12 protein-coding genes are annotated in these 26906 nt (G+C 65.5%); 6 read left to right on the forward strand and 6 right to left on the reverse strand.

The annotated features are described in order from the left end of the window. Nucleotides 1-65 precede the first annotated feature (65 nt). The 6 genes from cysW to EN857_RS12130 all read right to left on the reverse strand — a co-directional run bounded on the left by cysW (nucleotide 66) and on the right by EN857_RS12130 (nucleotide 11853). Nucleotides 66-950: a sulfate ABC transporter permease subunit CysW gene (gene cysW, locus EN857_RS12100; protein WP_127394232.1), complete on the reverse strand. Its 885-nt coding sequence runs from the start codon at nucleotides 948-950 to the stop codon at nucleotides 66-68. Beyond that, entirely contained in the window at nucleotides 943-1794 is an 852-nt protein-coding gene (gene cysT, locus EN857_RS12105; RefSeq protein ID WP_127311280.1) for a sulfate ABC transporter permease subunit CysT, read from the reverse strand. The genes cysW and cysT overlap by 8 nt, the downstream gene beginning before the upstream one ends. A 75-nt stretch (nucleotides 1795-1869) precedes the next feature. Then, on the reverse strand, nucleotides 1870-2898 hold the full coding sequence (locus tag EN857_RS12110; RefSeq protein WP_126056369.1) for a sulfate ABC transporter substrate-binding protein: 1029 nt from the start codon (nucleotides 2896-2898) through the stop codon (nucleotides 1870-1872). A gap of 230 nt (nucleotides 2899-3128) precedes the next feature. Then, on the reverse strand, nucleotides 3129-3908 hold the full coding sequence (locus EN857_RS12115) for a M15 family metallopeptidase (RefSeq protein WP_245518723.1): 780 nt from the start codon (nucleotides 3906-3908) through the stop codon (nucleotides 3129-3131). Nucleotides 3909-4068: 160 nt separating this feature from the next. Further along, nucleotides 4069-6174 carry a penicillin-binding protein 1C gene (pbpC, locus tag EN857_RS12120; RefSeq protein WP_189521644.1) on the reverse strand — a complete coding sequence of 702 codons (2106 nt, stop codon included), beginning with the start codon at nucleotides 6172-6174 and terminating at the stop codon, nucleotides 4069-4071. Between the two features lie 198 nt (nucleotides 6175-6372). Beyond that, nucleotides 6373-11853, reverse strand: a complete 5481-nt coding sequence (locus EN857_RS12130; RefSeq protein WP_135858671.1) for an alpha-2-macroglobulin family protein — start codon at nucleotides 11851-11853, stop codon at nucleotides 6373-6375. Between the two features lie 279 nt (nucleotides 11854-12132). On the opposite strand from EN857_RS12130, the gene EN857_RS12135 reads away from it, so the two are divergent. The 6 genes from EN857_RS12135 to EN857_RS12160 all read left to right on the forward strand — a co-directional run bounded on the left by EN857_RS12135 (nucleotide 12133) and on the right by EN857_RS12160 (nucleotide 26896). Then, a complete protein-coding gene (locus EN857_RS12135; protein ID WP_135858673.1) occupies nucleotides 12133-14061 on the forward strand; it encodes an autotransporter assembly complex family protein in 1929 nt (642 codons plus the stop codon). Continuing rightward, nucleotides 14061-20111: a translocation/assembly module TamB domain-containing protein gene (locus EN857_RS12140; RefSeq protein ID WP_135858675.1), complete on the forward strand. Its 6051-nt coding sequence runs from the start codon at nucleotides 14061-14063 to the stop codon at nucleotides 20109-20111. The genes EN857_RS12135 and EN857_RS12140 overlap by 1 nt, the downstream gene beginning before the upstream one ends. 272 nt (nucleotides 20112-20383) lie before the next feature. Beyond that, nucleotides 20384-22036, forward strand: a complete 1653-nt coding sequence (locus tag EN857_RS12145) for an ABC transporter substrate-binding protein (protein ID WP_127391206.1) — start codon at nucleotides 20384-20386, stop codon at nucleotides 22034-22036. Nucleotides 22037-22260: 224 nt separating this feature from the next. After that, a complete protein-coding gene (locus EN857_RS12150; RefSeq protein ID WP_127311412.1) occupies nucleotides 22261-23295 on the forward strand; it encodes an ABC transporter permease in 1035 nt (344 codons plus the stop codon). 12 nt (nucleotides 23296-23307) lie between these two features. Continuing rightward, entirely contained in the window at nucleotides 23308-24465 is a 1158-nt protein-coding gene (locus EN857_RS12155) for an ABC transporter permease (RefSeq protein WP_127284821.1), read from the forward strand. A 100-nt stretch (nucleotides 24466-24565) separates the two neighbouring features. Beyond that, nucleotides 24566-26896, forward strand: coding sequence for an ABC transporter ATP-binding protein (locus tag EN857_RS12160; protein WP_127391207.1), 2331 nt, complete (start codon nucleotides 24566-24568; stop codon nucleotides 26894-26896). Nucleotides 26897-26906 lie beyond the last annotated feature (10 nt).

Consider the following 26906-nt stretch of genomic DNA (forward strand, 5'->3'; position numbering starts at 1 on the left):
AACCGTCCCTTTGTCGGTGCCTGCCGTTATCCCAAAACCGGTTCGCGCTTTTGGGCGATATGCATTCAGTGTCCGCGCGTGGCGGCGATCTCGGCGCCGTAGCGCATCTCGAGAAGTGTTTTCAAGACCAACGTCACCAGCGCCAGGCCGGCAAGCAGCGAAGCGACGGCGAAGGCGCCGACGGCATTGTACTCGTTGTAGAGGATTTCGACATGCAGCGGCATGGTGTTGGTGAGGCCGCGTATGTGCCCCGACACCACCGACACCGCGCCGAACTCGCCCATGGCGCGGGCGTTGCAGAGCAGGACGCCGTAGAGCAGGCCCCATTTGATGTTGGGCAGCGTCACGTACCAGAAGGTCTGCCAGCCATTGGCGCCGAGCGAAAGTGCGGCCTCCTCGTCGCCATTGCCCTGTTCCTGCATCAGCGGGATCAGTTCGCGGGCAACGAAGGGGAAGGTGACGAAGACGGTGGCGAGCACGATGCCCGGCACGGCGAACAGGATGACGACGCCATGCGCCTTCAACCAGGCGCCGAGCACGCCCTGGGCGCCGAACAGCAGCACGTAGACCAGGCCGGAAATCACCGGCGAGACCGAGAACGGCAGGTCGATGAGGGTGGTCAGGAAGGCCTTGCCCTTGAACTCGAACTTGGCGATCGCCCAGGCGGCGGAAATGCCGAAGACGAGGTTGAGCGGCACCGAGATCGCCGCCACCAGCAGCGTCAGCCGGATGGCCGAGCGCGTGTCGGAACTGGCCAGCGCCTCCGAATAGGCACCGATGCCCTTTGCCAGCGCTTCGTGGAAGACGACGATCAGCGGCATGAGCAGGAAGATGGCGAGGAAGGCGAAGGCCACGGCCATCGCCACGATGCGCACCGGCCGGCTTTCGGTGACCGCCGCCGACTGGCTTTCGTGGTGAGGTTCGTAGGATTTGATTTCGGGGTCAGCCATAGCGTTTGCGGCTCCATGACTGTGCCAGGTTGACGACCAGCAGCATCAGGAACGACAGCGCCAGCATGATGGCTGCGATCGCGGTGGCGGCCGGATAGTTGTACTCCTCCAGCCTGATCACGATCAGCAGCGGCGCGATCTCCGACTTGAACGGCAGGTTGCCGGCGATGAAGATGACCGAGCCGTATTCGCCGACGCCGCGCGCGAAGGCGAGCGAGAAGCCGGTGATGATCGCCGGCGCCAGGCCCGGGAACAGGATGCGGGTGATGATCTGGAAACGGTTGGCGCCGAGCGTGGCGGCCGCTTCCTCGACCTCCTTGTCGAGCTCTTCCATGATCGGCTGCACGGTGCGCACGACGAAGGGCAGGCCGATGAACACCAGCGCGATGACGATGCCGAGCGGCGTATAGGCGACCTTGATGCCGAGCGGCATCAGCAATTTGCCGATCCAGCCGTTCGGCGCGTAGAGCGTGGTGAGCGCGATGCCGGCGACGGCGGTCGGCAGCGCGAAGGGCAGATCGACCATGGCATCGACGATGCGACGGCCGGGAAAGCGGTAGCGCACCAGCACCCAGGCGACGATGGTGCCGAAGACGACGTTGACGCCGGCGGCGATGAAGGCGGTGCCGAAGCTGATTTCAAGCGCGTTGATGGTGCGGCGGTCGGCAGCGATCGCCCAGAAATCGGTCCAGCCGAGTGCCGCCGAGCGCCAGACCAGCCCGGAGAGCGGGATGAGGATGATGAGCGTGAGGTAGGCAAGCGAGAAGCCGAGCGTCAGTCCGAAACCCGGAATGACACTCGGCTGCTTGAATCGCCACCCCGCCGGCGCGGGTGCTGTGGTCATGGAATTCTGGTTCGTCCCTTCTTATTCAGACCAGACTGCCGTCGGTGAATGTCTCGGCCGCGAGGCCGTCGCGCCTCACTGGGCCGGCTTGTAGATCTGGTCGAATATACCACCATCGCCGAAATGATAAGGTTGCGCCTTCTTCCAGCCGCCGAAAAGCGGATCGTCGATGGTGATCAGCTTGATCTCGGGCAGTTTGGCGAGGTCCTCGGCGGGCACCAGATCGGGCTTTGCCGGACGATAGTGGTTCTTGGCGATCAGCGTCTGGCCCTCCTTGGAGTAGAGGTAGCCGAGATAGGCCTCGGCGACCTTGCGCGTGCCCTTGGCGTCGACATTGGCGTCGACCACCGCGACAGGCGGTTCGGCCAGGATCGAGGTCGGCGGATAGACGATGTCGAAATTGTCGGCGCCGAATTCGTCGAGCGCGAGATAGGCCTCGTTTTCCCAGGCCAGCAGCACGTCGCCCAGGCCCTTTTGCGCGAAGGTCACGGTCGAGCCACGCGCGCCGGTGTCGAGGACCGGCACCTGGGAGTAGAGCTTGGCGATGAATTCCTTGGTCTTGGCCTCGTCGCCGCCGTCATTGGCGTTGGCATAGGCCCAGGCGGCGAGATAGTTCCAGCGCGCGCCGCCGGAGGTCTTCGGGTTGGGCGTGATCACCTGGACGCCGTCCTTGATCAGGTCGTTCCAGTCATGGATGCCCTTCGGGTTGCCCTTGCGGACCAGGAAGATGATGGTCGAGGTGTAAGGGGCCGAATTGTTCTCGAACTTCTTGCGCCAGTCCGGATTGATCTTCTTCGCCTTCGAGACGATGGCGTTGATGTCGCCTTCGAGCGCCAGCGTCACGACATCGGCGTCGAGGCCGTCGATCACGGCGCGAGCCTGCGCGCCCGATCCGCCATGCGACTGCTGGATGGTCACGGTCTCGCCGGTCTCGGCCTTCCAGTGCGCGGCGAAGGCCTCGTCATAGGCCTTGTAGAGTTCACGCGTCGGATCGTAGGACACGTTGAGAAGGGTCGTATCGGCGAACGCCAAACCGAGCGTGCCGAACTGGACAGATGAGGCGACCAGCGCGCCAAGCAGTTTCTTGAAATGAGGTTTGGTCATTTCCGCCTCCGTTGATGACGGCCGAACTCTAGCGAATTGATAGAATTTAGATGCATTCAATGTTGCCTTTTTTGGCCTATCGGAGAAATTTTTCGCCGATCGCCTGCCCCTCAGGGAAATGGTTTCCTCATATTAAATAGACCGCCTCCTCGCCGGCCCGACGCTATCTAGAAGCGGGGCGCGTCCAGGCAAGGCTGCGCGGCGACAGGTCGGCCTTCGCGGCCGGACCTCTAAGGCGCGGTGACGGGAAAGTCGAAGCGTTGCTTCGGGAACGGCTCGTCCGTCAGCGTGAAGTGCCACCATTCGCGAGTGTAGTTGCGGAAACCGGCGACGCGCATGGCCTCGACCAGTCGCTTGCGGTTTGCCGCCGCGTTGCCGGGGAGCGGATGGTGGTCGGTTTCGCTGGCCTGGTCGAAACAATCGAAGCCGGTGCCGAAATCGAGCGTTTCGGCATCGGGCGCGCCGCAGGCAGGGTGAGGTGCGGCCGCGCCAGCAACGGGCGCAATGGCGAGATCCACGGTCGAGCCGCGCGAATGGTTGGAGAGCTCGCCGATATACCCCTTGGCGATGAGGTCGCCGCGTTTTACGGAGGGGTACCATTGCGGGTCCGGAGGTCCGCCCGATCGCGTCCACTCGACCATGTCGGCGACGGCCCTCGCCGGGCGATAGCAGTCGAAGACGACCAGAGTCTGGCCCTTTTGTGCGATCGCTTTCTGGACGCTTGAAAGCGCCTTTGCCGCCTGCCTAGTCAGGATGCAGACCGGCGCCTCATAGCCGTCGACCTGGCGGCGCAGGAAGTTTTTGTTCCCGGCATAGCGGATGTCCTGGCGAATGGTCGCATCGACATCGGCGAGCCTGACGAAGCCGAAGGGCGGGGCATCTGCGTAAGCCGAGAGAGGGCTCGCGATTGCTAGCGCAAGCGCTGCGAAGAATGCTCCCCACAGAGGTCGGCGCGAGGCCCCCCTCTCTGCCCTGCCGGCCATCTCCCCCTCAAGGGGGGAGATTGGCATTTTCGGCGCGGCTCCCGCCTTTCTAAGGTCGAAAATTGGCGAAGGTGACGAAGCGAATAATCTCCCCCCTTGAGGAAGAGATGGCCGGCAGGCCAGAGAGGGGGGCCTCGCGCCAGACATCAGGCCAAGAAGCGCAATCCGCTGAATCGGTTGCGGCATCCTATTCAACGAAAACCTTCACGCTTGCCGCGCGGCCGGCGGCGTCGATCACGGTGAGCGTCGAATAGCCGGCGCCGTCGGGCAGCCAGGTGGCGGTGCGGCGCCGGTCGATGCCGGACAACGGCTTGCCGTTGGCCAGCCAGCGGAAGGGCGCGCGGCCGCCCTGCAGCTTCAGCACCAGCGGCGAGGCGTCGGCCGAATTGGCGGCGAGGTCGACGCGCGCGCCGTCGGGCGGAAAGACGATCGTCGGCGCGGGCTCGGCCGGCGTTGCCTGCACCAGCCCGTCCGATCCGGCGCCGAAGCGCGCCAGCGTCACCGGCAACTCGTCGCGTTTCGGGCGGCGGACGCCGGCCGGCTGGCCGGGAAGCGGAACGGTGGCGAGGCCGGAGCGGACGAAGCCCTCGAACAGGATCGGCGCGGCCGAGACGTATCCGGACAGACCAGGCACGGCGCCGGCATCGGCGCGGCCGACCCAGACGCCCAGCACATAGCGGCCGTCGAAACCGACCGACCAGGCGTCGCGGTAGCCATAGGAGGTGCCGGTCTTGTAGGCGATGCCGCGCTGCAAAGCGCCCTCCGGCGGCTTCACGCCCGACAATATGTCGGTGATCTGCCAGTTGGCCTGGTCGTCGAGGATGGTTGCGGTGGTGCGTTCGGCGTTGGCCGGCTCGGTGCCGTCATGCAGCGTGTGCGCCTTGCCGCCATTGGCGAGGCCCGTATAGAGTTGGACGAGATCGCGCAAGGTCACACCGACGCCGCCGAGGCCGATCGCCAGGCCCGGCGCCTCGTTGACCGGCAGCACCGGGTTGACGCCGGCCTGGCGGAAGCGCGCCGTCAGCCTGGCCGGTCCGACCGCGTCGAGCACCCGGATCGCCGGCACGTTGAGCGAGAGCTGCAGCGCCTGCCTGATGCTGACGTCGCCCTGATAGCCCATGTCGAAATTCTTCGGCCGGTAGCCGGCGAAATCCGCCGGGCTGTCCTCGATGATGGTCTCCTGTGCGACCAGGCCCTGCTCGAAGGCGAGCCCGTAGATGAACGGTTTCAGCGTCGACCCCGGCGAGCGGACGATCCTGGTCATGTCGATCCAGCCGGAGCGGCTGGCGTCGAAGAAATCGGCCGAGCCGACCTCGCCGAGGATGTCGCCGGTGCGGGCATCGCCCAGCACCATGGCGACGGACAGTCTTGGGCCGAGCCGGGCGGCGGCTTCCTTCGCCACCTGTTCCAGTCCTTGCTGGACGCTCCTGCGGATGGTGAGTTGCAGCGGCTTGCCGGGCACGGCCTTGGGAAGCATGGCATAGGCGGCATGGGCGGCGAGTGCCGGCAGCTTGCGGCGCAGGCCGGAGACATCGTCCAGCGCAGCGCGCGCGGCTTCCCGGTCGCCGAGCAGGCCGGCGGAAACCATGCGCGTCAGCACGCGGTCGCGCGCGGCATGCGCGATGTCGAGGTTGCGGTCGGGCCGCCGCCTCTCCGGCAGTTGCGGCAGGGCGACGAGCAAAGCGGCTTCCGAGACCGTCAGCCGCTTCGGCTCCTTGCCGAAATAGGCGAGAGAGGCGGCGCGAACGCCTTCGAGATTGCCACCATAGGGGGCCAGCGTCAGATAGCGTTCGAGGATCTCGCGTTTGGAAAGTCGCCGCTCGATCTGGATGGCGCGCAGCATCTGCTTGATCTTGGAGCCGAGGCTGCGGCTGTCGCGCGGCTCGATCAGCCGGGCGAGCTGCATCGACAGGGTCGAGCCGCCGGAGACGATGTGGCCGTTGCTGACGAACTGGCCGGCGGCCCGGCATAGGGCCAGCACATCGACACCGTCATGGTCCCAGAAGCGCTTGTCCTCATAGGCGACCAGCATGTCGACGAACTGCTTGTCGACCTGGTCGAGACGGGTTTCGAGACGCCAGTAGCCGTCGGGCGTGGCGAAGGCGCGCAGCAACTGGCCGTCGCGGTCCTGCACCTCGGTGGAGACCGCCAGTTTTTCTGGCAGCGGCGGCGGATAGGCGCGGTCGAGCTGCCAGAGGGTGGCTGTGGAAATGGCGAGGAGCCCGGCGCCAGCGGCAGCGGCGATGCCGGCTCGGCGCAGGAATTTATTTGAGAGCGTGGCGCCGCCCCTCATTGCCCTGCCGGGCATTTCTCCCCGTATAGAGACGGGGAGAAAGGAGCCTGCGCAGAGGCTTTCGCCAATTTCCAACGCTGCAGAACGGGCGCCGACGATTGCGACAGTTCCCTTCTCCCCGTCACTATACGGGGAAAAGGTGCCGGCAGGCGGATGAGGGGCAGCGCCGTCGTCCTGTTCATGTTCGTCTGTAGCACCTTACGGCGCCTTGACCTCCATCATGCCAGTGGCGGTGCGGGCCGAATATTGCGGCCGGTACATATCCTCCACCGTTGCCGCCGGATGGGCATAGGTGCCGGGCGTTACCGCGCGCACGACGTAGGCCAGCGTGATGTTGCGGTCGCCGTCGCCATCGTTCGGGTTGAAGGCCGCGACGAAGCGGTCGTCGCGGAACTCTAGATGAGCGGCGTCGGTCTGCGCCAGCCAGGAGAAGTTCGACAGCTGGGCGCTGGACACCAGGCCAGGATTGTCGATCTCGAAGCCGGCCGGCAGCAGGTCGGTGATCAGCAGCCGCGAGGGCCAGCTGTTCTGCTCGTAGACCTTGAGCACGACGACATAGCGTTCGTTCTGCTTGACCTCGGTGACGTTGGCCTCGGTGCCATCGAGCCTGTAGTAGGTGCGGTCGATGGTGAAGCCGTCGCCGTCGGCCGGCAGCGTCTCGACCGGCGAGGCCACCGTGGTGACCACCGCCTGCAGCGGCGTCTTGCCGGTGTTGGCGATGGTGAGCGGGCTGTCGGCGATGTCGCTGCCGCTGAAGCGGTCGGAATAGCCACCGGCATGCGGCGCGCCGTTGACGGAGAGCGTGATGGAATCATTGCCCTCCTTCAGCGCCCGCGCCGCCAGGAGCATCCAGGACTCGTCCTGCGTGCTCGTCCAGCGGGCATCGGCGCGCGCCCTGGCCACCAGCTTGATCAGCGCCGGCACGATGGTTGGCACCGGCTTCGATTCGGCGGCCAGCGCCAGGATCGCCGCACCGTCGCGGAGCGGCGAGCCATAGTCGGAGCGGTAGTAGTCGTACTCGGTGCTCGCCTGAGCCAGACGCAGCGCGGTCTGGAAGGTAGCTTCCGAGCGCTGCGCGTCGCCATAGAGCGCAAGGCTCGCCGCAAGCTGCGCGACGGCCATCGGGCTGGTGAAGGCTTCGAGCTGGGTGTCGGCGTAATATCGCAGATCGCCGATCGAAGCCTTCTTGTTGCGGGCAAGCACATAGAGCGCGTAGGCGATCTCGCTGCCGCGGTCCTGGACGTCCTGGTCATAGCCGAGCGAGTTCTGCAGGTTGCTCAGCGCCTGGTTCATCGCCAGCGCCGGCACGTCGTATTTCTGCTCGCGCGCCCGGGTCAGGAAGTCGCTGACATAGGCGTCGAGCCAGAGATCGCCGGAGCCGGGACCCCACAGGCCGAAGCTGCCGGCCGAGGCCTGGTAGCTTAGCACCTTGTAGATGGCATCCTGGATGCGGCCATGCAGGTCCGGATCGCTGGCCATGCCGATGCCCGAAGCCAACTCATTGACATAGAGCAGCGGCAGGGCGCGGCTGGTCGTCTGCTCGGCGCAGCCATAGGGGTAGCGGTCGAGCGTCATAAGCAGCGACGGCACGTCGAAGGCGGCCGCCTGCGAAACGCCGACGCTGACCGAAGCGCCGTCGAGCAAGCTTGCCGCCAGCAGTTCCTTGTCGACGCGCAAGGCGCCGACATTGGGCTTGAGGTCGACCACCAGCCGGGTGGTGACCGGCAATTGCGCCGGCCGCACCGGCACATAGAGCGTCTGCTCGACCTCGGTGCCGTCGGCATGAGCGAGCTTGACGGTGATCGAGGCGTTGCCGGCGGTTTTGGCAACCAGCGGCACGGTCAGCGTCTGGCGCTTGCCCAGGGCAAGCGTCAGTTTCTCCGGCAGCGGCTTGTCGCCGGTCGACAGGTCGCCTGTCGTGTCGATCGACAGCGCGTAGTCGCCGGCCGGGCCGTCGGTATCGGCGACGTCAAGGCGCATGACAGCGTTGTCGCCGGGCGCCAGGAAGCGCGGCAGGCCGGCGGTGATGACCACTGGATCGCGCACGATAACATCGGCCTGAGCGTGGCCGACCGCTTCCCTGGTCCAGGCAACAGTCATGACGCGCACGGTGCCGTTGAACTGCGGGATGTCGAAATCGATCCTGGCCTTGCCGTCGGCGTCGAGCTGGACGGGACCGGAGAAGAAGGCGACCAGCTTTTCGGTCGGCGGGCTGCCCTGCGCCTGCAAGGCGGCGCCGTCGCCGCCGGTGCGCAGCTTGCCGGTGGTGCCGAGCGAGCCGTCGATCAGGCGGCCGTAGAGGTCGCGGATCTCAAGCCCCAGCATGCGCTGGCCGAAGAACCAGTTTTCCGGATCGGGCGCCTTGTAGTTGGTCAGGTTGAGGATGCCGACATCGACGGCGGCAACCATCACATAGGCATTGCTGCCAGGCTGGACGCCCGCCACCGCGACCGGGATCGACAGTTGCTGGCGCGGCATTGCCTTCTCGGGCGGCGTCAAGGTGACGGCGAGCTTCTTCGAGCCCGGGTCGACCGTCAGCCATTTCACGCCGATGGCGCGGGCCGGCATGCGCGTCTCCTGCGCGTCGCCCGGCCGGAACAGCGTCGCCGTGACATAGGCGCCGGCGCCCCAGTCGTCGCCGACCGGGATGTCGACGGTGCCGCCGCCGGCCGGCACGCTTGCGGTGACGGTCTTCAGCAATTTGTCGGCGCCGATGGTGACCAGCAATTCGCCGGCAAAATGCGGCGAGACCTTGAGCTTGGCCACTTCGCCGGCGGCGTAGGTGTCCTTGTCGAGGGCGACCTCGAGGCCGTCGGGCGTTTCGGTGGTGGTGGAACTGACATACCAGCCGCCATCGAATTCGTAGCTGGTCGCGGGACCCTCGGGATCAGCCGTCTCGACCTCGAGCCGGTAGCGGCCCCAGTCGACCGGCAGCGACACGGTCGCCTCGCCATCGGCGGCAAGATCGACCTGACCGTTGGCCACCGATTTGGTGAAGGTGACCGGCTCGTAATTCCATGAGTTGTTTGAGCGGTACCACTGGTAATTGCGCTCGACCTTTACAAGCGACCACAGCGCGCCCTTCAGCGCCTCGCGCTTGCCGTCGGGGTCGACGGCGATCAGGCTGAACTTCGCCGTGCCGCCCTGCGGCACCTCGTCGTTCTCGAAATCCGGACGGATGCCGATCATGTGGCCCTGCGGGCGGATGCCGATGTTGAGCGAGCGCTCGACGGCGCGGCCGCCGGTTTCACGCATGCGGACGGTGACCTTGGCGTCGACCAGCTTGGTGGTCGAGGGCAGCTGGTCGACGGCGACCGGGAAGGTCGCCTTGCCATCGTCGCCGACCACGGGCAGGCCGGCGAGCGGCGTCACCGAAGGTGCGGCCGACTGCTCGTCGGCGAGGCCGAAGGAATAGCCCTTGAAGCGGTCCCAGTCGCGGGCGGTCGACAGCGTCAATTCGCCTTCGAGCGCCAGTCCGGCGGCCGGCGCGCCATAAAGGAAGCGGCCGTCGACGGTGACGTTGGCGGTTTCGCCCTGCGCGATCTCCTTCTTGTCGGCGGAGAGGTCGAACTCGATGCGATCCGGCACGAAGTCTTCGACCAGGAACATCTGGCTGGCGACGGCCGCCTGCTTGGGATCGGTATGGATCGACACCGTCCAGGTGCCGCGCATGGCGTTGGGCTCGAGCGGCAGGTCGACGGCATGGCCGCCGGCGGAGGCGCCGTCGCTGACGATGCGGCGGTCCTCGACGCCGTCGGGGCGGGTGAAGATGAAGGTCAGCGGCAGGTTCTCGACCGCCTTGGCGGCGCCGTCGCGGGCAAGGGCCGCGACATGCACGTCCTCGCCGACGCGGTAGATGCCGCGCTCGGTCCAGGCATAGACGTCGAGCGCGCCGGGCGACGGACGTCCGGTGACGCCACGGTCGGACAGGTCGAAGCCGGCCCGGCCCATGTCGAGGAAGACGAAGTCGTTGTCGCCCTGCTTGGCCATCAGCACGGCCGGCACCATGCCGCCTTCACCGCGCGTGAGGCCGGGATTGAAGACGGCGCGGCCCTCGGCGTCGGTGGTGGCGGTGCCGAGGATCTCGTTGTTGCGCGCGAGCAGCGTCAGTTCGGCGCCGGCGATCGGCTTGGCGCTTCCAAGCGAACGGGCAAAGACGTTCAGCCCGTCCTGGCCGGTATAGGTGGAGAGCCCAATGTCGGAGACGACGAACCACTGCGTCGCACGCGAATCATACTCATCGCTGTGGTCGTCGACAGCCTGGGCGGTCAGCACATAGACGCCGGGCTTGCGCTGCGGCAGCGCCTCGTCGACCGGGAAGGAGGTGGTGACCTCCTTGTTGAGGTCGTTGGCGATGTCGAGCTGGCCTTCCCAGACCGGCGAACCCATCTGGTCGGAAATGTTGGAAAGATCGTAGCCGTCGAGCTGCTTCAGGAACTGGTAGCCGGACAGAAGCTGCGCCAGCGAACGGTCGCCGATGCGGTAAAGCTTCATCTTGGCGGCGTTCATGTTGACGGTGACGACCGGTATGCCGCGGCGCGCGCCCGCCGGCAGCACGAAGCTGTCGCCGGTGAAGCGGGCGGAAGGCGCGCGATCCTGGACATAGATCGACAGCACCACAGGCGCGCTGGTCACCTCGCCGATAGCGGCCGGCAGGCCGGCGCGGAAGGTCACCTCATAGTGCTGGCCATGCTCCAGCCCTTCGACGCAGATCTGCTTGTCCTTGGCTTCGACGCCCTTGGGGGCGGCGTTGTCGACGGTGACGAACTGCGAATAGTCGACCCCGGTCTTGACCAGATCCTCGGAGAATTGCGCGCAGATGCGCGGCGCGCTGGTGTCGGCATCGACGGTGTGATCGATGACGCGGAAGCCCTTGCGGGCCTTGAGGTCGGCATAATCGGCCTGCACCGACGGTGAGCTGACCAGCGCGAGGCTTGCTTCATAAGCCTGCAGCGACGGCCGGTAGAGATCGCGGCGGTCGAGACCGGCGCCGAGCAGCGCGAGCGCTTCGGCGCGCGTCTTGGTGGTGCGCAGCAGCTTGTAGGCGTTGAAGGCGGCGGACGTGCCGTTTGTCGGCAAGGTCGACGATTCGGAGGTGTTGGAGGCCGGCTGCACGGCAAGCGTCTCGCGCGCCAGCTCGAGCCACAGATGGCCGTCATCGGGCAGCACCGTAGCCGCGGCCTCGTATTTCTGCATGGCCAGGCGATGGTCGCCGGTAAGCTGCGCCTGCTCGGCCGCGGCCTGCAGCGCCGCCAGCCCTTCGGTCGGCTTGTCATAGGCCGGATCGGTCAGCTTGTTGCGGTACTGCTGCGCCTGGTCGGCCATCCAGCTGGGGAAAAAGGCCAGTTCCGGCGGTGCGCCGATATCGGGATCGCCATCGACATTGGCGACCTTGCCGGCAATGGCGCCGTTGAAGGGTTTAAGCTGGTTATAGTCGGATTTGAGAAAGCACCATTTGGCCTTGGTGTTGTAGGTGAAGGCGCGGCAGGCGGGGTCGCCGAGACATGTCGTCTTGCATTGGTCGAGGCTGACATTCTGGTCGGACCTGAGGTCGAACCCGAAATAGTCGGAATTGTCCGTCGTCACGATCCGCCGGGCTTCCGCCGCTTGCGCGACGCCGCTGAAGGCGAAAAAGAGAAGGACCAGGAACGAGATACCACGAGCCGCGCGCATTGCCACATCACCCTCCAGACATCGCCAGCGTTCCGGCATGATCAAGCTTCAGTCGAGCTTGTCAACGCCGGAGCTCGGCAGGTTTGCACCCGCCAACGGTTTCCATGCCGGCCAAAGGCCGGTATTTCGACAGAACCTCCATAGGACAAGGGATCACGCAATCTTGCGAAGACGCAAAAGGTGTGAATTCCAAGCCCTGTCTATTTCAGACAATTGGATTGTGGCCCCTTTACGAGCGTTTCAGAACTTCATTCCAATTTTAGTTTTGTCGACTAGGTTGTCTTAATGCCGGCGCATGAAAAGCAGATGTCAGGGGGGATCGCGCCAGGGCGCGGGCTTCCGCGCGCCCTGCTTCTGGCCGCGCTTTGCTCTGCTGTTTTCATTGTCGAATCGCGGCCGGCGACGGCCTTCGAGTTCTTCGGCATCAAGCTCTGGGGCTCTGCCAGCGACGAAGACGCCGATATTGTCGATCCGCTGCGCTATTCCGTGACCATCGAGGCGCCCGATGCGGACAAGGACTTGGTCAAGAATCTGGAAAATGCCTCGACGCTGAAGGCGGACGAGGAGCGCCCGGTCTCCGGCTCGCTCGGCCTGCTGGCCAAGGCGCGGGCTGACCGCGAGGGGCTGGTCGCCGCCCTCTATGCCGACGCCCGCTACGAAGGCGTCGTCACCATAACCATCGAAGGCAAGCCGCTCGACGACCTGCCGCCCGACGCCGAGTTCAAGGGGCCGCAACCGATCCCGGTGGCCATTTCCATCGTCGCCGGGCCGAAATTCACGCTCGGCAACATCAGGCTCGAAGGTGACGCCGCGGGGCTCGCCAGCGCCGATTTCGGCCTGATCGCCGGCGGCGATGCCGGGTCGGGCGCCGTGCTCAAGGCCGAAGCGCTGATCGTGCGGGCACTCAAGCAGGAGGGGCGGCCGCTGGCGACGATCACGGACCGCCAGATCGTCGCCGAGCACGCCACCTCGACGCTCGACGTGACGCTGACGGTCGCGGCCGGCCCGGTCGCCGGCTATGGCGACACGACGGTCGAAGGCACCGAGAAGGTCGATCGCGACTTCACCGAATACATGACCGGGCTGAAGCGCGGCCGCCAATATTCGCCCGACGAGATCGACGACGCGCGCGACCGGCTGCTCGGGCTGGAAGTGTTCAACAGCGTGACGATGAAGGAAGGCGAAAGCCTCGACGCCGAGGGCAATATCCCGATCAACGTCCAGGTCAGCGAGCGCAAACCGCGTTATTTCGGGCTTGGCGGCACCGTCTCCAACACGGAAGGGCTTGGGTTGGAGGGCTATTGGGGCCACCGCAACCTGTTTGGCCGCGCCGAAAAGCTGCGCATCGAGGGCGCCATCAGCGGCATCGGCAGCAACGATCTCGGCGAGCTCAACTACAATGCCGGCATCATGTTCGAGAAACCGGGCGTGCTCGGGCCGTCATCGAAATTCTTCACTGGCGTGAAGACGGTGTTCGAGCATCCCGACGCCTACGACCATTTCTCGGTCAAGGGCAACATGGGCGTCTCCTATGACCTGGACAAGAAGCAGAGGGTATCGGCGGAATTCGCCCTCGACTATTCACGGATCACCGACACCTTCGGCAAGCACACCTATCTGATCGCCAGCGTTCCCTTGCAATATGTCTATGACGGCAGGGACAACCGGCTCAACCCGACCAGCGGCTTCCGCGTGCTGGCCTATGCCGAGCCCAGCTACGACCTATTGAACGGCGCGACGTTCCTCAAACTGAAGGGCGAAGGGTCGGCCTATCAGTCGCTCGACACGGCGAGCAAATTCGTTCTCGCCGAACGCGCCACCATCGGTTCCATCGTCGGCACCGGCCTGCAAAACGTTCCGGCCGACCGGCGCTTCTATTCCGGCGGCGGCGGCTCGGTGCGCGGCTATGCCTATCAGGGCATCGGCCCCAAGGACATCGACGGACAGCCGATCGGCGGGCTGTCATTCTTCGAGACTTCGGTCGAGATGCGCATCGCCGTCACCGACACGATCGGCATCGTGCCGTTCGTCGACGCCGGCACCGTTTCGACGAAGTCGTTTCCGGACTTTTCCGGTATGAAGGTCGGCGCCGGCGTCGGCGTGCGCTATCTTACACCGTTCGGGCCGCTGCGTGTCGATGCGGCGGTGCCGCTCAACCGCGGTCCGGGCGACCCGCATTTCGGCATCTATGCCGGCATCGGTCAGGCCTTCTGATGAAGACGTTCCGGCGCATCCTTCGCATTGTTCTCTACACGCTGCTCGTCGTGGTGGCGGCGGTGGTCGGCGCGCTGGTCGTGCTGACCAAGACCGAGCGCGGGCGCGACAATCTCGCCGGCATGATCTCGAATCTGGCGTCGAGCGACGAGCGCAAAGTCACCGTCAGCGGCATAGACGGCATCTGGTCCGGCGCGCTCAGGCTCGACCACGTCGTGGTCGAAGACCGCGGCGGGCCCTGGCTGGTGGCGCGCAAGGTGGCGCTCGACTGGTCGCCGCTGGCGCTGCTGTCGAAGAATTTCAGCGCCGAGCGCCTCGCTGCCGGGCGGATCGAGTTGGCGCGGCTGCCAGTGGCAAGCAATCAGCCGGCGGAGAGCGGCACGACATCGCTGCCGGTTTCGATCGACGTGAAGCAGATAGACCTGCCGGAGATCGCGCTGGGCGAGGCGCTGGCTGGAAGCGGCATCGCCGAACTTGCCGCCAAGGGATCCGTCAAGGCCGACGCCGCGCCGCTCTCGGTCGATACGGTTCTCAACGTCATCCGCCACGACGGCAAGCAAGGCAATGTCGACGCCAAGCTGCATTTCGCCCCCGCCGACAACAAGCTCGACCTCGATCTCAAGGCATCGGAGCCGGCCGGCGGTATCATCGCCAATCTGCTCCAGCTGCCGGGCCAACCGCCGGTCGAGATCGTCGTCTCCGGCACAGGACCGCTGGCCAACTGGAGCGGCATCGGCACTTTCGTCGTCGACGGCCAGATCGTCACCCAGCTCACCGGACGCCACCAGCTCACCGACAAGGGCCATATGGTGGAGGCCAAGGGCGACGGCGATTTCGAGCGCTTCCTGCCCGAAAAGCTGAAGCCGTTGTTTGCCGGCAAGACCAGCTTTGATCTTGCCGGCATCGCGACCCCCAGCGGCGGCGTCGACATCGAGCGGGCGGTCGTCGAGAGCGGCTCCGTGCACAGCGCCGCCGCCGGTTCCGTCGATCCCAAGGGCGCCAGCGACCTGTCGGTCGAATTCGCCGCCAAGGGCGAGCCCGTGGTGCTCGACGTCGGCACCAAGGCGCAGCCGGTCACGGTGGCGGTCAGGAACGCCACCGTCCGCGCCTTCGGCGACGGCAAGGCGCCGATGGTCGATATCGGCGCGTCGCTGGTGTCGGTGGCGGCGGGCGGCACGCAGCTCAACGACCTCACCGCCGCGATCCATTCCGACGGCTTCGATATAGAGGATCGCAGCGGCCCGATATCCATCAAACTCGCGGCCGGCGGCCTCAAGACCGACGTGGCGACACTGGAGCCGCTGGTGACCGGCAAGCTCGTCGCCGATCTCGCCGGCAAGATCAGCAAGCAGGAGATTTCCCTCGACGAGGGCACATTGCGCAGCGATGCGCTGAATGCCTCGCTGACGGCCACGGTTTCGCTCACCGACCTGGCGATGAAGCTGAAGATGAATGCCGACGCGGTGTCGAGCGCGTTGCCGCCGCAGATCCGCTCGGTGCTGGGCGAGCGCGTCACGTTCTCGGCGGCCGCCACCCGCGATCCGCAAGGGGCGTTTGCCGCCAATTCGCTGTCGCTGACCTCCGGCTCGCTCAGCGCCAGCGGCACCGCCAGCGCGCAAGGCTCGGACATCCAGGCCGACGTCAAGGGAACGCTGGGCGACGTCTCGACGCTGTCGCCGCTGGCCGGCACGCCACTCGCCGGCGGGATCAATTTCACCCTGACCGCGAGCGGTCCGCGCTTTGCCCCGGACTTTTCGGTCTCGGCCGACAGCGCCAGCCTGACGGCGGCCGGGCGCACGGTGAAGGACGTCAAGCTTTCGGCGAAGGGCAAGGCCGACATCGCCAGCCCCCAGGCCGACATCGCGCTTACCGGCGCCGTCGAGGAGCAGGCGCTGGACATAAGGGCGTCGCTGGTGACCAGCGAGGGCAAACGCTCGATTAAGGGGCTCAGCCTGGCGCTCGGCGACAACAAGATCTCCGGCGACCTTGCGCTGGATGATCATTTGCTGCCGCAAGGAACGCTGACGCTGGCGGTGCAAGACATTGCGCCGCTGGCGGCGCTTGGCGGTCAAACGGTGACCGGCGACATCAATGGCACCATCGTCCTCGCCAAGGAAGGCGAGGCGCCGACCGTCACCATCAACGCCGCCAGCGGCTCGATCGCGCGCGGCGACGTGGCGGCGAAGACGATCACGGTCAACGCGCTGATCGCCAACTATCTCAAGAGCCCGGCGATCTCGGGTACGATCAAGGCCAACAGCGTGACATCGGGGACCACCGTCGTCAGCGGCATCGGCGTCGACCTGAAGCGCGACGGCGACTGGACCAATTTCAGCGGCGGTGCCACGATTGCCGGCATTCCGGCCACCGCCGCCGGCCGGGTCAAGATCGCGAACGGCACCACCAATGTCGAGATCGCCTCGGGCGAAGCCACCGTTCGCGGCATCAAGGCGGCGATCGCCGGGTCGTCGAACCTCACCATCGCCAATGGCGTGACCAGCATCGAAAGGCTGGTGCTCGATCTTGGTGGCGGTTCGGTGACGCTTTCCGGCAAGGCTGGCCAGACGCTCGACCTCGCGGCCACGGTCTCGGCGCTGCCGGCCGCCCTTGCCAACGATTTCTCGCCCGGCCTCGACGCCGCGGGCACGCTCGACGGCACGGCCGAAGTCACGGGCCCGGCGGCAAATCCGGACGTCCGCTTCAATGCCAAGTTGACCGGCGGCGAGACCAGCCAGACCCGCCAGGCGGGGCTTGGGCCGCTCAGCCTCAATGCGATGGGAAGCTTCACCACCGCGGGCGGTATCGTCCTCGATCAGGCGACGCTTTCGGGCGACAAGATTTCCGGTAAGGCTTCCGGCACCATCAATCCGAACGGCGCCAGCGATTTCGCCCTCGACCTTGTCTCGACGGGTCCCAGCCTGCCGCTGTCGTTCGGGAGTGCGGAAAGCCCGATCAAGCTTGGATTGCAGGCGCTGTCGGTGAAGGCGGCCGGGCAGGGCACCCAGCCGAAGCTCGACATCTCGGCCGTGCTGCCTTCGGTCACGACGAATTTCACCAAGTCGGAAGGCATCACGCTGGCGCTGCATTCCGATGCCTTCGATGTGAAGAGCCGCACGGGACCGATTTCCGGCACGGTGACGGTGGAGACGATCGGGCTCGACAATCCGACGATCGCGCCGCTGATCGCGGGCAAGATCACCGCCAAGGTCGCCGGCACCCTTGCCGCCGACGCGATCACGATCGACAGCGGCTCGGTGCAGGGCGCGGCGCTGGACAGCGCCTTCAACGGCCGGGTGTCGTTCGCGGATGGCGCCATCGACCTCAACCTCAAGGCGGACGCCCTCTCGGCGGCTTTGCCGGCGGCCGCGCGCGGCGTGCTGGCCGAGCGGACGCAGCTCAGCGCCACGCTGAAGCGTGATACCCATGGCGGCGTCACCATCAGTCCGGTCAAGCTTGCCTCCGGCGCGTTGACGGCCGACGGGCAAGCCAGCCTCGCCGACAACAAGCTCAGCGCCGACATCAAGGGCGCGCTGGCCGATATCTCGCTGCTGTCGAAGGACGCCAAGGGCGCGATTGCCTTCGCGCTCAATGCGCAAGGGCCAAGCCTGGCGCCGGACCTGTCGTTGACGGTGGACAGCGACCGGCTTTCGGTAGCGGCGCGCGAGATCACCGGGCTGAAGCTGACCGCCACCGGCAAGGCCGATGCCGCCAACCCGGCCGCGAATGTGCAACTGACCGGCAATGTCGCCGGACAGGCACTGCAAGGCAGCGCGGTGCTGGCGACAACCGACGGCAAGAGCGCGATCAACGGGCTGCTCCTGTCGCTCGGCAAGAACAGGATCTCCGGCGACCTCGCGCTTGACGAGGCCTTCGTGCCCGCCGGCACCATCGCGCTCGACCTGCCCGATATCGGCCCGCTGGCGGCGCTGGCGCTGGAAAAGGCCGAAGGCGACGTGCGCGGCACCATCGCCTTCACCAAGACGGCCAACGGCCCCAACGTCACCGTCAAGGCGACGACCGCCGCAATTTCGCGTGGCGATCTCTCCGCCCGCAACGTGGCGATCGACGCGCTGGTCGCCAACTACCTGGCCGCCCCGGCGATCTCCGGCAAGGTCCGCGCCGACAGCGTCACTTCGGGCGGCACCGTGGTCAGCGGCATCAATGTCGACCTGAAGCGCGACGGCGACTGGACCGGCTTTTCCGGCGGCGCCACCGTCAAGGATATTCCGGCCAAGGCCGCCGGGCGGGTGAGGGTGGCGAATGGCACCACGACCATCGAGCTCGCCTCGGGTCAGGCGACCGTGCAAGGCATCAAGGCGGCGATCGCGCAGGCCTCGACGGTCAGTATCGCCAACGGCACGACGAGCCTGGACAGGCTGGTGCTCAATCTCGGCGGCGGCACAGCGACTGTGACCGGCAAGGTCGGACAGGCGCTCGATATCAATGCAGCGCTGGCCAAGGTGCCGGCTTCGCTCGCCAACAGTTTTTCGCGCGGCCTCGATGCTGCAGGTTCCATCTCCGGCACGGTCAAGGTGACCGGCGCGCCGGGCAATCCGTCGGTTGCCTTCAAGATCGACGCCGGCGGCGTGCAGATCGCGCAGACGCGGAGCGCCGGCCTCGGCGGCATGAACATTTCCTCGTCGGGAACATTCGCCGGCAAGAAACTCACCTTCGACGCCAACATCAGCGACGGCGCAGGGCTTGGCCTGAAGGGCGGCGGCTCGGTGACGACGGCGGGAACGCCGGCGCTGGTGCTCGACTTCTCCGGCAAGGTGCCGTTCTCCTTCCTTGCCGCCAAGCTCGCCGCGCAGGGCCTGTCGCTGAGCGGCACCGCCAACGTCAATGTCCAGGTGCGCGGCCCGGCGACGTCGCCGGTCATCGGCGGCACGGTCAGCACGTCGGGCGCCCGGCTGGTCGACGCGCGCTCCGGCCTTGCCGTCAACGATATCGCCGCCGACGTCTCGATCGGCTCCGGCGTGGCCAGGATCAATCGCCTGACCGGCACGCTGTCGACGCGCGGCAGCCTGTCGGCCAGCGGCACGGTCGGCATCAATCCGGCGCAAGGGTTCCCGGCCGATCTTTCGGTCAAGCTCACCGACGGCCGCTACACGGACGGCCGGGTGGTGACCGCCAATCTCGGTGGCGACCTGACCATCAAGGGGCCGCTCGTCTCGGCGCCGGTGGTCGCGGGCACCGTCAACCTGGCCAAGACCGTCATCACCGTTCCCGAGAAGCTGCCGGGCTCGCTGGCGGCGCTCAACGTCAAGCACAAGGGCGCGCCGGCCGCGGTGCGCGCGCAGGACAAGGCGCTGCGCCCGGCGACGACGAGCGGCGGCGGAGGCGGCAGCGGCCTCGCCCTGGACGTCACCGTCAATGCGCCGAACCAGATCTTCATCCAGGGGCGGGGCGTCGACGCCGAGCTTGGCGGCTCGCTCAAGCTGACCGGTCCGGCATCCTCGCCGCATGCGGTCGGCACCTTCACCCTGCAGCGCGGGCGGCTGTCGATCCTCGCCAAGCGGCTGACCTTCACCGAAGGCACGGTCGGCTTCTCCGGTTCGCTGGTGCCTTATCTCAACCTGACGGCGACCACGACGACGAGCAGCGCCACCGTCACCATCGTCGTGTCGGGCGAGGCGACCAACCCGAAATTCACCTTCTCCTCGGTTCCGGCGCTGCCGGAGGACGAGGTGCTGGCGCAGCTGATCTTCGGCCGCTCGATGTCGAACCTGTCGCCGCTGCAGATCGCGCAGCTGGCGGAGGCCGCCGCGCAACTGGCCGGCGTCGGCGGCTCGACCTCGCTGCTCGAGAACCTGCGCAGCGCGATCGGCGTCGACGACCTCGACGTGACCACCGACGAGAAGGGCGGCACCGCCGTCTCGGCCGGCAAATACCTCAACGACCGCACCTATGTGACGATCCAGAAGGGCGACAAGCCGGGTTCCGGCAAGGCGGCGATCGACCTCAATGTCGGGCGCGGCGTCAAGCTGCGTGGCGAGGCCACCGATGCCGGCGAAGCCAAGGGCGGCATCTTCTACGAGCGCGAATACTGAAGCGGGAGCAGGAAGGGCAGCCTTTGGCGCTATCGCAGCAGGCGGCTGGCGCTGTCCTATGCCGCTTGAATGTCTCAGTTTATTCGTTTGCGCATATTCGAATGAAATCTGCGACGCAGTAGCAAATTTGCGTCAAGACTGTCGCTATCGCGCGAACCGCCCTCCTTCCAAAGTTGCACATTCGCCAACATGTTCCCAGTCCAGACCGTCTTTGACATCACGGTCCGGATGCGGAATGTTACAAGGCGGAAAGCCAACAATGGGAGTTAATCATGGCAATCTACAAATCTAACGGTGACCGCGTTCCGGATCTCATCCTGGCCATGGCCGAAGAAGCCAAGGCAGGCAAGGTGGACCGCCGCGAATTCCTGGCGCTCGCCAGCGTCTTCGGCGCCACCACGGCGATGGCCTACGGCATGCTCGGCCTCGCCGATCCGACACCGGCGAGGGCCGAGGACGTGCAGGGCAAGAAGGGCGGCACGCTGAAGGTCGCGCAGTGGATCAAGGATCCGAAGGATCCGCGCAAGTCCGACTGGTCGGAAATCGCCAATGCCGAGCGCCAGGCGCTCGAGCCGCTGGTCAAGTACACCACCGAATACACGTTCCGCCCCTATCTGCTGGAAAGCTGGGACGTGAACGACGACGCCACCGAATACACGCTGCATGTGCGCAAGGGCGTGACCTGGTCGAACGGCGATGCCTTCACCGCCGATGACGTCATCTTCAACCTGAAGCGCTGGGCCGACAAGAAGGCCGAAGGCAATTCGATGCCTGGCCGTCTCGGCACCCTGGTCAAGGACGACAAGCTGGACGAAAGCGCCGTCACCAAGGTCGACGACCTGACGATCAAGCTGAAGCTCGGCAAGCCCGACATCGCCCTGATCCCGAACATGTGCGACTATCCGGGCCTGATCGTCCACAAGACCTTCGACGAGAAGGGCGGCGACTTCAAGGCCTGCCCGATCGGCACCGGCCCGTTCGAGCTCGTGTCCTACGATGTCGGCCAGAAGGTGGTCTACAAGCGCCGCGAGGACAACAAGTGGTGGGACGGTGAAGTCTTCCTCGACGGCATCGAGTTCATCGACTACGGCACCGATCCGGCGGCCATGGTCAGCGCCTTCGAGGCGGGCGAAGTCCACACCAATTTCGAGACCTCGGCCGACTATGTGTCGATCCTCGACGGCATGGACCTGGTGAAGTCGGAAGTTGTGACGGCGTCGACGATCGTTTGCCGCACCAACGTCAACAACAAGCCTTACGACAACCAGAAGGTCCGCAACGCGCTGCAGCTCGCGGTCGACAACAATGTCGTCCTCCAGCTCGGCTACGGCAATGCGGGCACGGTCGCCGAGAACCATCACGTCTGCCAGATCCATCCGGAATACTTCGAGCTGGCAAAGGTGGCGCGCGATCCGGCCAAGGCCAAGGCACTGCTGGCGGAAGCCGGCCAGGCCGACTTCGAGCATGAGCTGATCACGGTCGACGAGGACTGGCACAAGAACACCGGCGATGCGATCGCCGCGCAGATGCGCGACGCCGGCATCAAGGTGAAGCGCACGGTGCTGCCGGGCTCGACCTTCTGGAACGACTGGACCAAGTATCCGCTGTCGATGACCAACTGGAACATGCGTCCGCTCGGCGTCCAGGTGCTCGCGATCGGCTACCGCTCCGGCGAGGCGTGGAACGAGACGGCCTTTGCGAACGCCGACTGGGATGCCAAGCTCAATGCCGCGCTGGCCGTCGCCGACGCCGCCAAGCGCAAGGAGATGATGAAGGACATCGAGCAGATCCTGCAGGATTCCGGCGTCATCATCCAGCCCTACTGGCGCAAGCTCTACAGCCACTCGGTCAAGGCGGTGCAGAACTACAAGATGCACCCGACCTTCGAACGCGACTATGGCAAGGTCTGGCTCGACCAGGCGTGATCGGACCGATTGGGGAAGGGGCTTGCCCCTTCCCCTCACTCCCCGCACAATGCAGGAACCGGAAGCCGGCGCCTTGAGACGGCGTGGATTCATCCGGCAACGGCGTGCAACGAAAAACAGGGTTGATCGCATCCGAGGGTCCGTTTGAAAGGCAGCCCGGCCGCTAGAGGCCGATCTGGTTCGCAGACAGGCTCCAACCCCAACCAGACCGGCAGGGGGCCGCCATGCTTTCTTTCATCCTCAGGCGTCTTGGCACGATGGCATTGACGATGCTGTGCCTGACACTGATCGTCTTCTTCCTGATCAATCTCAACCCGAACCTGAAGAAGCTGGCGATCAGCCAGACCGAAATGCACACATCTGCCGAGCAGCTCGAGGACTGGCTGGTCAACCACGGCTACCGGCAGAATTTCTTCGTCCGCTATGGCCAGTGGCTGGGCGTGCTGCCCAAGCAGCCGGTGACCGACCCGGCGACGGGCAAGCCGACGCAGCGTTTCGCCTTCTGCAACGATCCGGTCGAGCCGACATTCTCCGGCGTGCTGCAGGGCGATTTCGGCTGTTCGACCAAGTTCAAGACGACCGTGGCCTCGAAGCTGTTCCCGGCGCTCAGCGCCACCGGCATCCTGATGTTATGCGTGCTTGCGGTGATGGTGCCGATCTCGCTCTTGATCGGCATCCTGGCCGGCATGCGCGAGGGCTCGCGCACCGACCGCACGCTGTCGGTCGCCTCGATCGCGTCGACGGCGACGCCGGAATATGTTTCCGGCGTCATCTTCACCGTCATCTTCGCGTCCTGGCTCGGCTGGCTGAACGGCTCGGCCGCCTCGGCTAGCCAAGGCATCACCTTCTATAATTTCACGCTGCCTGTGATGACGCTGGCGATCTACGGCATCGGTTACATTGCCCGCATGACCCGCGCCTCGATGGTCGAGGTGATGACGCAGCAATATATCCGCACGGCCCGCCTCAAGGGCCTCTCCTTCGGCAGCGTGGTGGTCAAGCACGCGCTGCGCAACGCGCTGATCGCGCCGTTCACCGTCATCATGCTGCAATTCCCCTGGCTGCTCACCGGCGTCGTCATCGTCGAGGTGATGTTCCGCTACCAGGGCTTCGGCTACACGCTGGTGGAGGCTGCCGGCAACAACGACATCGACCTTCTGCTCGGCTGCTCGCTGGTCTCGGTGTTCATCGTCTTGATCACGCAGCTCATCTCCGATGTCGGCTACGCGTTTCTCAATCCGCGCATCAGAGTTCAGTAGGGGGCGAAGCGGATGCAGCTCGAATATATCAGTGCCTTCAATGTCGTGCTCGGCGTCATCTCGCGGTTCTGGCCGGTCTGGATAGCGCTCGCCATCGTCCTGGGGGCGAGCTTCGTCTACAAAAAGAAGCTCGGCCTCTACGGCCAGCTCTTCGACAGCGGCGTCGGCATCGTCGGCGTCGGCATCTGCCTGTTCTGGCTGTTCACGGCGATCTTCGCTTCGACCATCTCGCCCTTCGATCCGCTGGCGCAGGTGCCGGTGATGAAGGACGCGCTGCCTGGCGCGATCGAGCCGACCTCGAAACTCATCTACTATTTCGGCGGCGACAAGCTCGCCCGCGACGTGTTCTCGCGCATGGTGTTCGGCAGCCAGATCGTGCTGATCATCGCGCCGGCGGCCACCGGCTTCGCGCTGATGGTCGGCATCACGCTCGGCCTGCCGGCCGGGTACTACGGCGGCAGGATCGACACATTCCTGTCCTTCCTCGCCAATCTGGTGCTCGCCTTCCCAGTGATCCTGCTGTTCTACCTGCTGGTGACGCCCGGCATCATGGACACGCCGATCCCCTATGCGATGGCCGGGCTGTTCTTCCTGTTCCCGATCATCTTCTTCAGCGTCTTGTTCTGGACCCGCTACAAGAACCGCCCCGACCGCCTCTATATCCTGCTAGGGCTGACGCTCGTCATCGGCGGCTGGATCTATGCCGGCCTTGTCTTCGACGCCGATCCGCTGAAGATCGTGCATATCGATCCCAACCAGCTCAACATCTTCGTGGCGGTGGTGTTCGCCTCCAGCCCCGGCGTGTTCCGCATCGTGCGCGGACTGACCATGGATATCAAGACGCGCGACTATGTGGCGGCGGCGCAGACGCGCGGTGAATCGCCGTGGTACATCATGCTGTGGGAAATCCTGCCCAACGCACGCGGGCCGCTGATCGTCGATGCCTGCCTGCGCATCGGCTACACCACGATCCTGCTCGGCACGCTCGGCTATTTCGGCCTCGGGTTGGCGCCAGAGAGCCCGGACTGGGGCACGGCGATCAAGGACGCCAGCCGGCTGCTGCGCTCCTTCATCCACCCAGCGCTGCCGCCGACGATCGCGCTGATGTCGTTCGTGCTGGGGCTGAACCTTCTGGCCGATTCCCTGCGCGAACAGTCGATGAAGGATTGATGGCGGGGGTCGAAGGGCCCCAAGCATGATCCCGAAAGGTGTTACCCGGTTTTCGGACTAGATCATGCTCAACTAGAGAGACCAAGGATTGGAGCGACCCATGAACGAGGCAGTTCGAAATCCCGGCAAGCCGACCCCTGGGCCGATCATCGAGATCGAGAACCTGTCGATCTCCTTCTTCACCCGCAAGGGCGAGATACCGGCCGTCATGGACTTTTCCTGCACGGTCATGCCCGGCGAGGCGATGGGCATCGTCGGCGAGTCCGGTTGCGGCAAGTCGACCGTGTCGCTCGGCATCATGCGCGACCTCTCCAACATCGGAAAGATCGTCGGCGGCAAGATCAAGTTCCAGGGCAAGGACATGGGCGAGTTGTCCGAGGATGAGCTGCGCGCCATCCGCGGCAACAAGATCGCCATGATCTACCAGGAGCCGATGGCGAGCCTTAACCCGGCGATGAAGATCGGCCAGCAGCTGATGGAAGTGCCGCTGATCCACGACAAAGTGTCGAAGGAGGAGGCCTACAGCAGAGCGCTGGAAATGGTGCGCGCGGTGAAGCTGCCGGATCCCGAGCGCATGATGCGCTCCTACCCGCACCAGCTCTCGGGCGGCCAGCAGCAGCGCATCGTCATCGCCATGGCGCTGTTGTCGAAGCCGGCGCTGCTTCTGCTCGACGAACCGACCACGGCGCTCGACGTGACGGTGGAGGCGGGCATCGTCGACCTGGTCAAGGGGCTGGGCGAGAAGTTCGGCACCTCGATGATCTTCGTGTCGCACAATCTGGGTCTCATCCTGGAGACCTGCGACAAGATCACGGTGATGTATTCGGGCGAGGCGGTGGAGACCGGCAAGATCAAGGACGTGTTCGACCGGATGCGCCACCCCTATACGCAAGGGTTGTTCCGCTCGATCCCGCTGCCCGGCGCGGACAAGAATTCCCGGCCGCTGATCTCGATCCCCGGCCAGTTGCCGTTGCCGCACGAGCGGCCGAAGGGCTGCAACTTCGGCCCGCGCTGCCACCATTTCGTCGAGGGCGTCTGCAACGCCGCCGAAATCCCGATGATCGCAGTCGATGGCCATGAGGGCCATTTCTCGCGCTGCGTGCGCTTCAACGAGATCGACTGGGAGGCGCTGCCACCGGGCGCCAAGAAGGTCAATGAGAAGGTCGAGCCCGGCGCGCCCGTGCTCAAGATCCAGGACCTCAAGAAATACTACAGGGTCGGCGGCAGCGAAGTGTTCGGCTCCAGCGAGGGCCGCGTCGTCAAGGCCAACGAGACGATCTCCTTCGAGGCGCGCGAATCCGAGACGGTGGCCATCGTCGGCGAATCCGGCTGCGGAAAGTCGACGCTGGCCAAGGTGCTGCTCGGGCTGGAGACGGCGAGCTCCGGCAGCGTGACCCTCGGCAACAAGGAGATCCAGTCGACCGGCATCGAGAGCCGCAACGTCGAGACGGTGTCGTCGATCCAGATGGTGTTCCAGAACCCGTTCGATACGCTGAACCCCAGCCACTCGGTCGGTTCGCAGATCATCCGCACGCTGGAGAAATTCAATGTCGGCAAGACGGTGGCCGAACGCCGCAAGCGGATGCTGGAGCTGCTCGACCTGGTGAAGCTGCCGCGGGCCTTCGAGACCCGCAAGCCGCGCCAGCTTTCGGGCGGCCAAAAGCAGCGCATCGGCGTGGCGCGCGCCTTTGCCGGCGATGCCAAGGTGGTGGTGGCCGACGAGCCGGTCTCGGCGCTCGACGTCTCGGTGCAGGCGGCGGTGACCGAGCTGTTGATGGACATCCAGCGCAAGAACAAGACGACGATGCTGTTCATCAGCCACGATCTGTCGGTGGTACGCTACATCGCCGACCGCGTCGTCGTCATGTATCTCGGCTATATCGTCGAGCAGGGGACGACCGACCAGATCTTCTCGCCGCCCTACCATCCCTATACCGAGGCGCTGCTGTCGGCGATCCCGATCGCCGACACCAGCGTGGTCAAGAAGCACATCGTGCTCGAGGGCGACATTCCGTCGGCGATGAACCCGCCGACCGGCTGTCCGTTCCAGACGCGCTGCGGCTACAAGAAGCTGGTGCCGGACAATCTATGCGAGACCAAGGTGCCGCCGGTGAAGAACCTCGGCGACGGCCATATGAGCCTGTGCTGGCTTGCCGATGACGTGCTGGCGAAGATGGATCAGGTGATCAAGTTCGACAAGGAGCACGCCGCGCATGAGGGCGTGCCGGAAGATGTGCACGGCGCGGGGCCGGGTTTGACAGGAACGGCGCCCAACCGACCACGTGGCAAATCGTCGACTCCCGAAGCGGACCAGATCGGCGAGGCCGTGGAGCAGGACCAGGCTGGAATGCGAGCCCGTCGCAACAAAGTGCGCGACGAGACTTCCGAAACCGGTGCTAAAAAGCCGAAAGATACGACAAGGCGGCACTAATACCGGAAGG

It is taken from the genome of Mesorhizobium sp. M4B.F.Ca.ET.214.01.1.1 (assembly GCF_004791545.1).
Classification (GTDB): domain Bacteria; phylum Pseudomonadota; class Alphaproteobacteria; order Rhizobiales; family Rhizobiaceae; genus Mesorhizobium; species Mesorhizobium abyssinicae.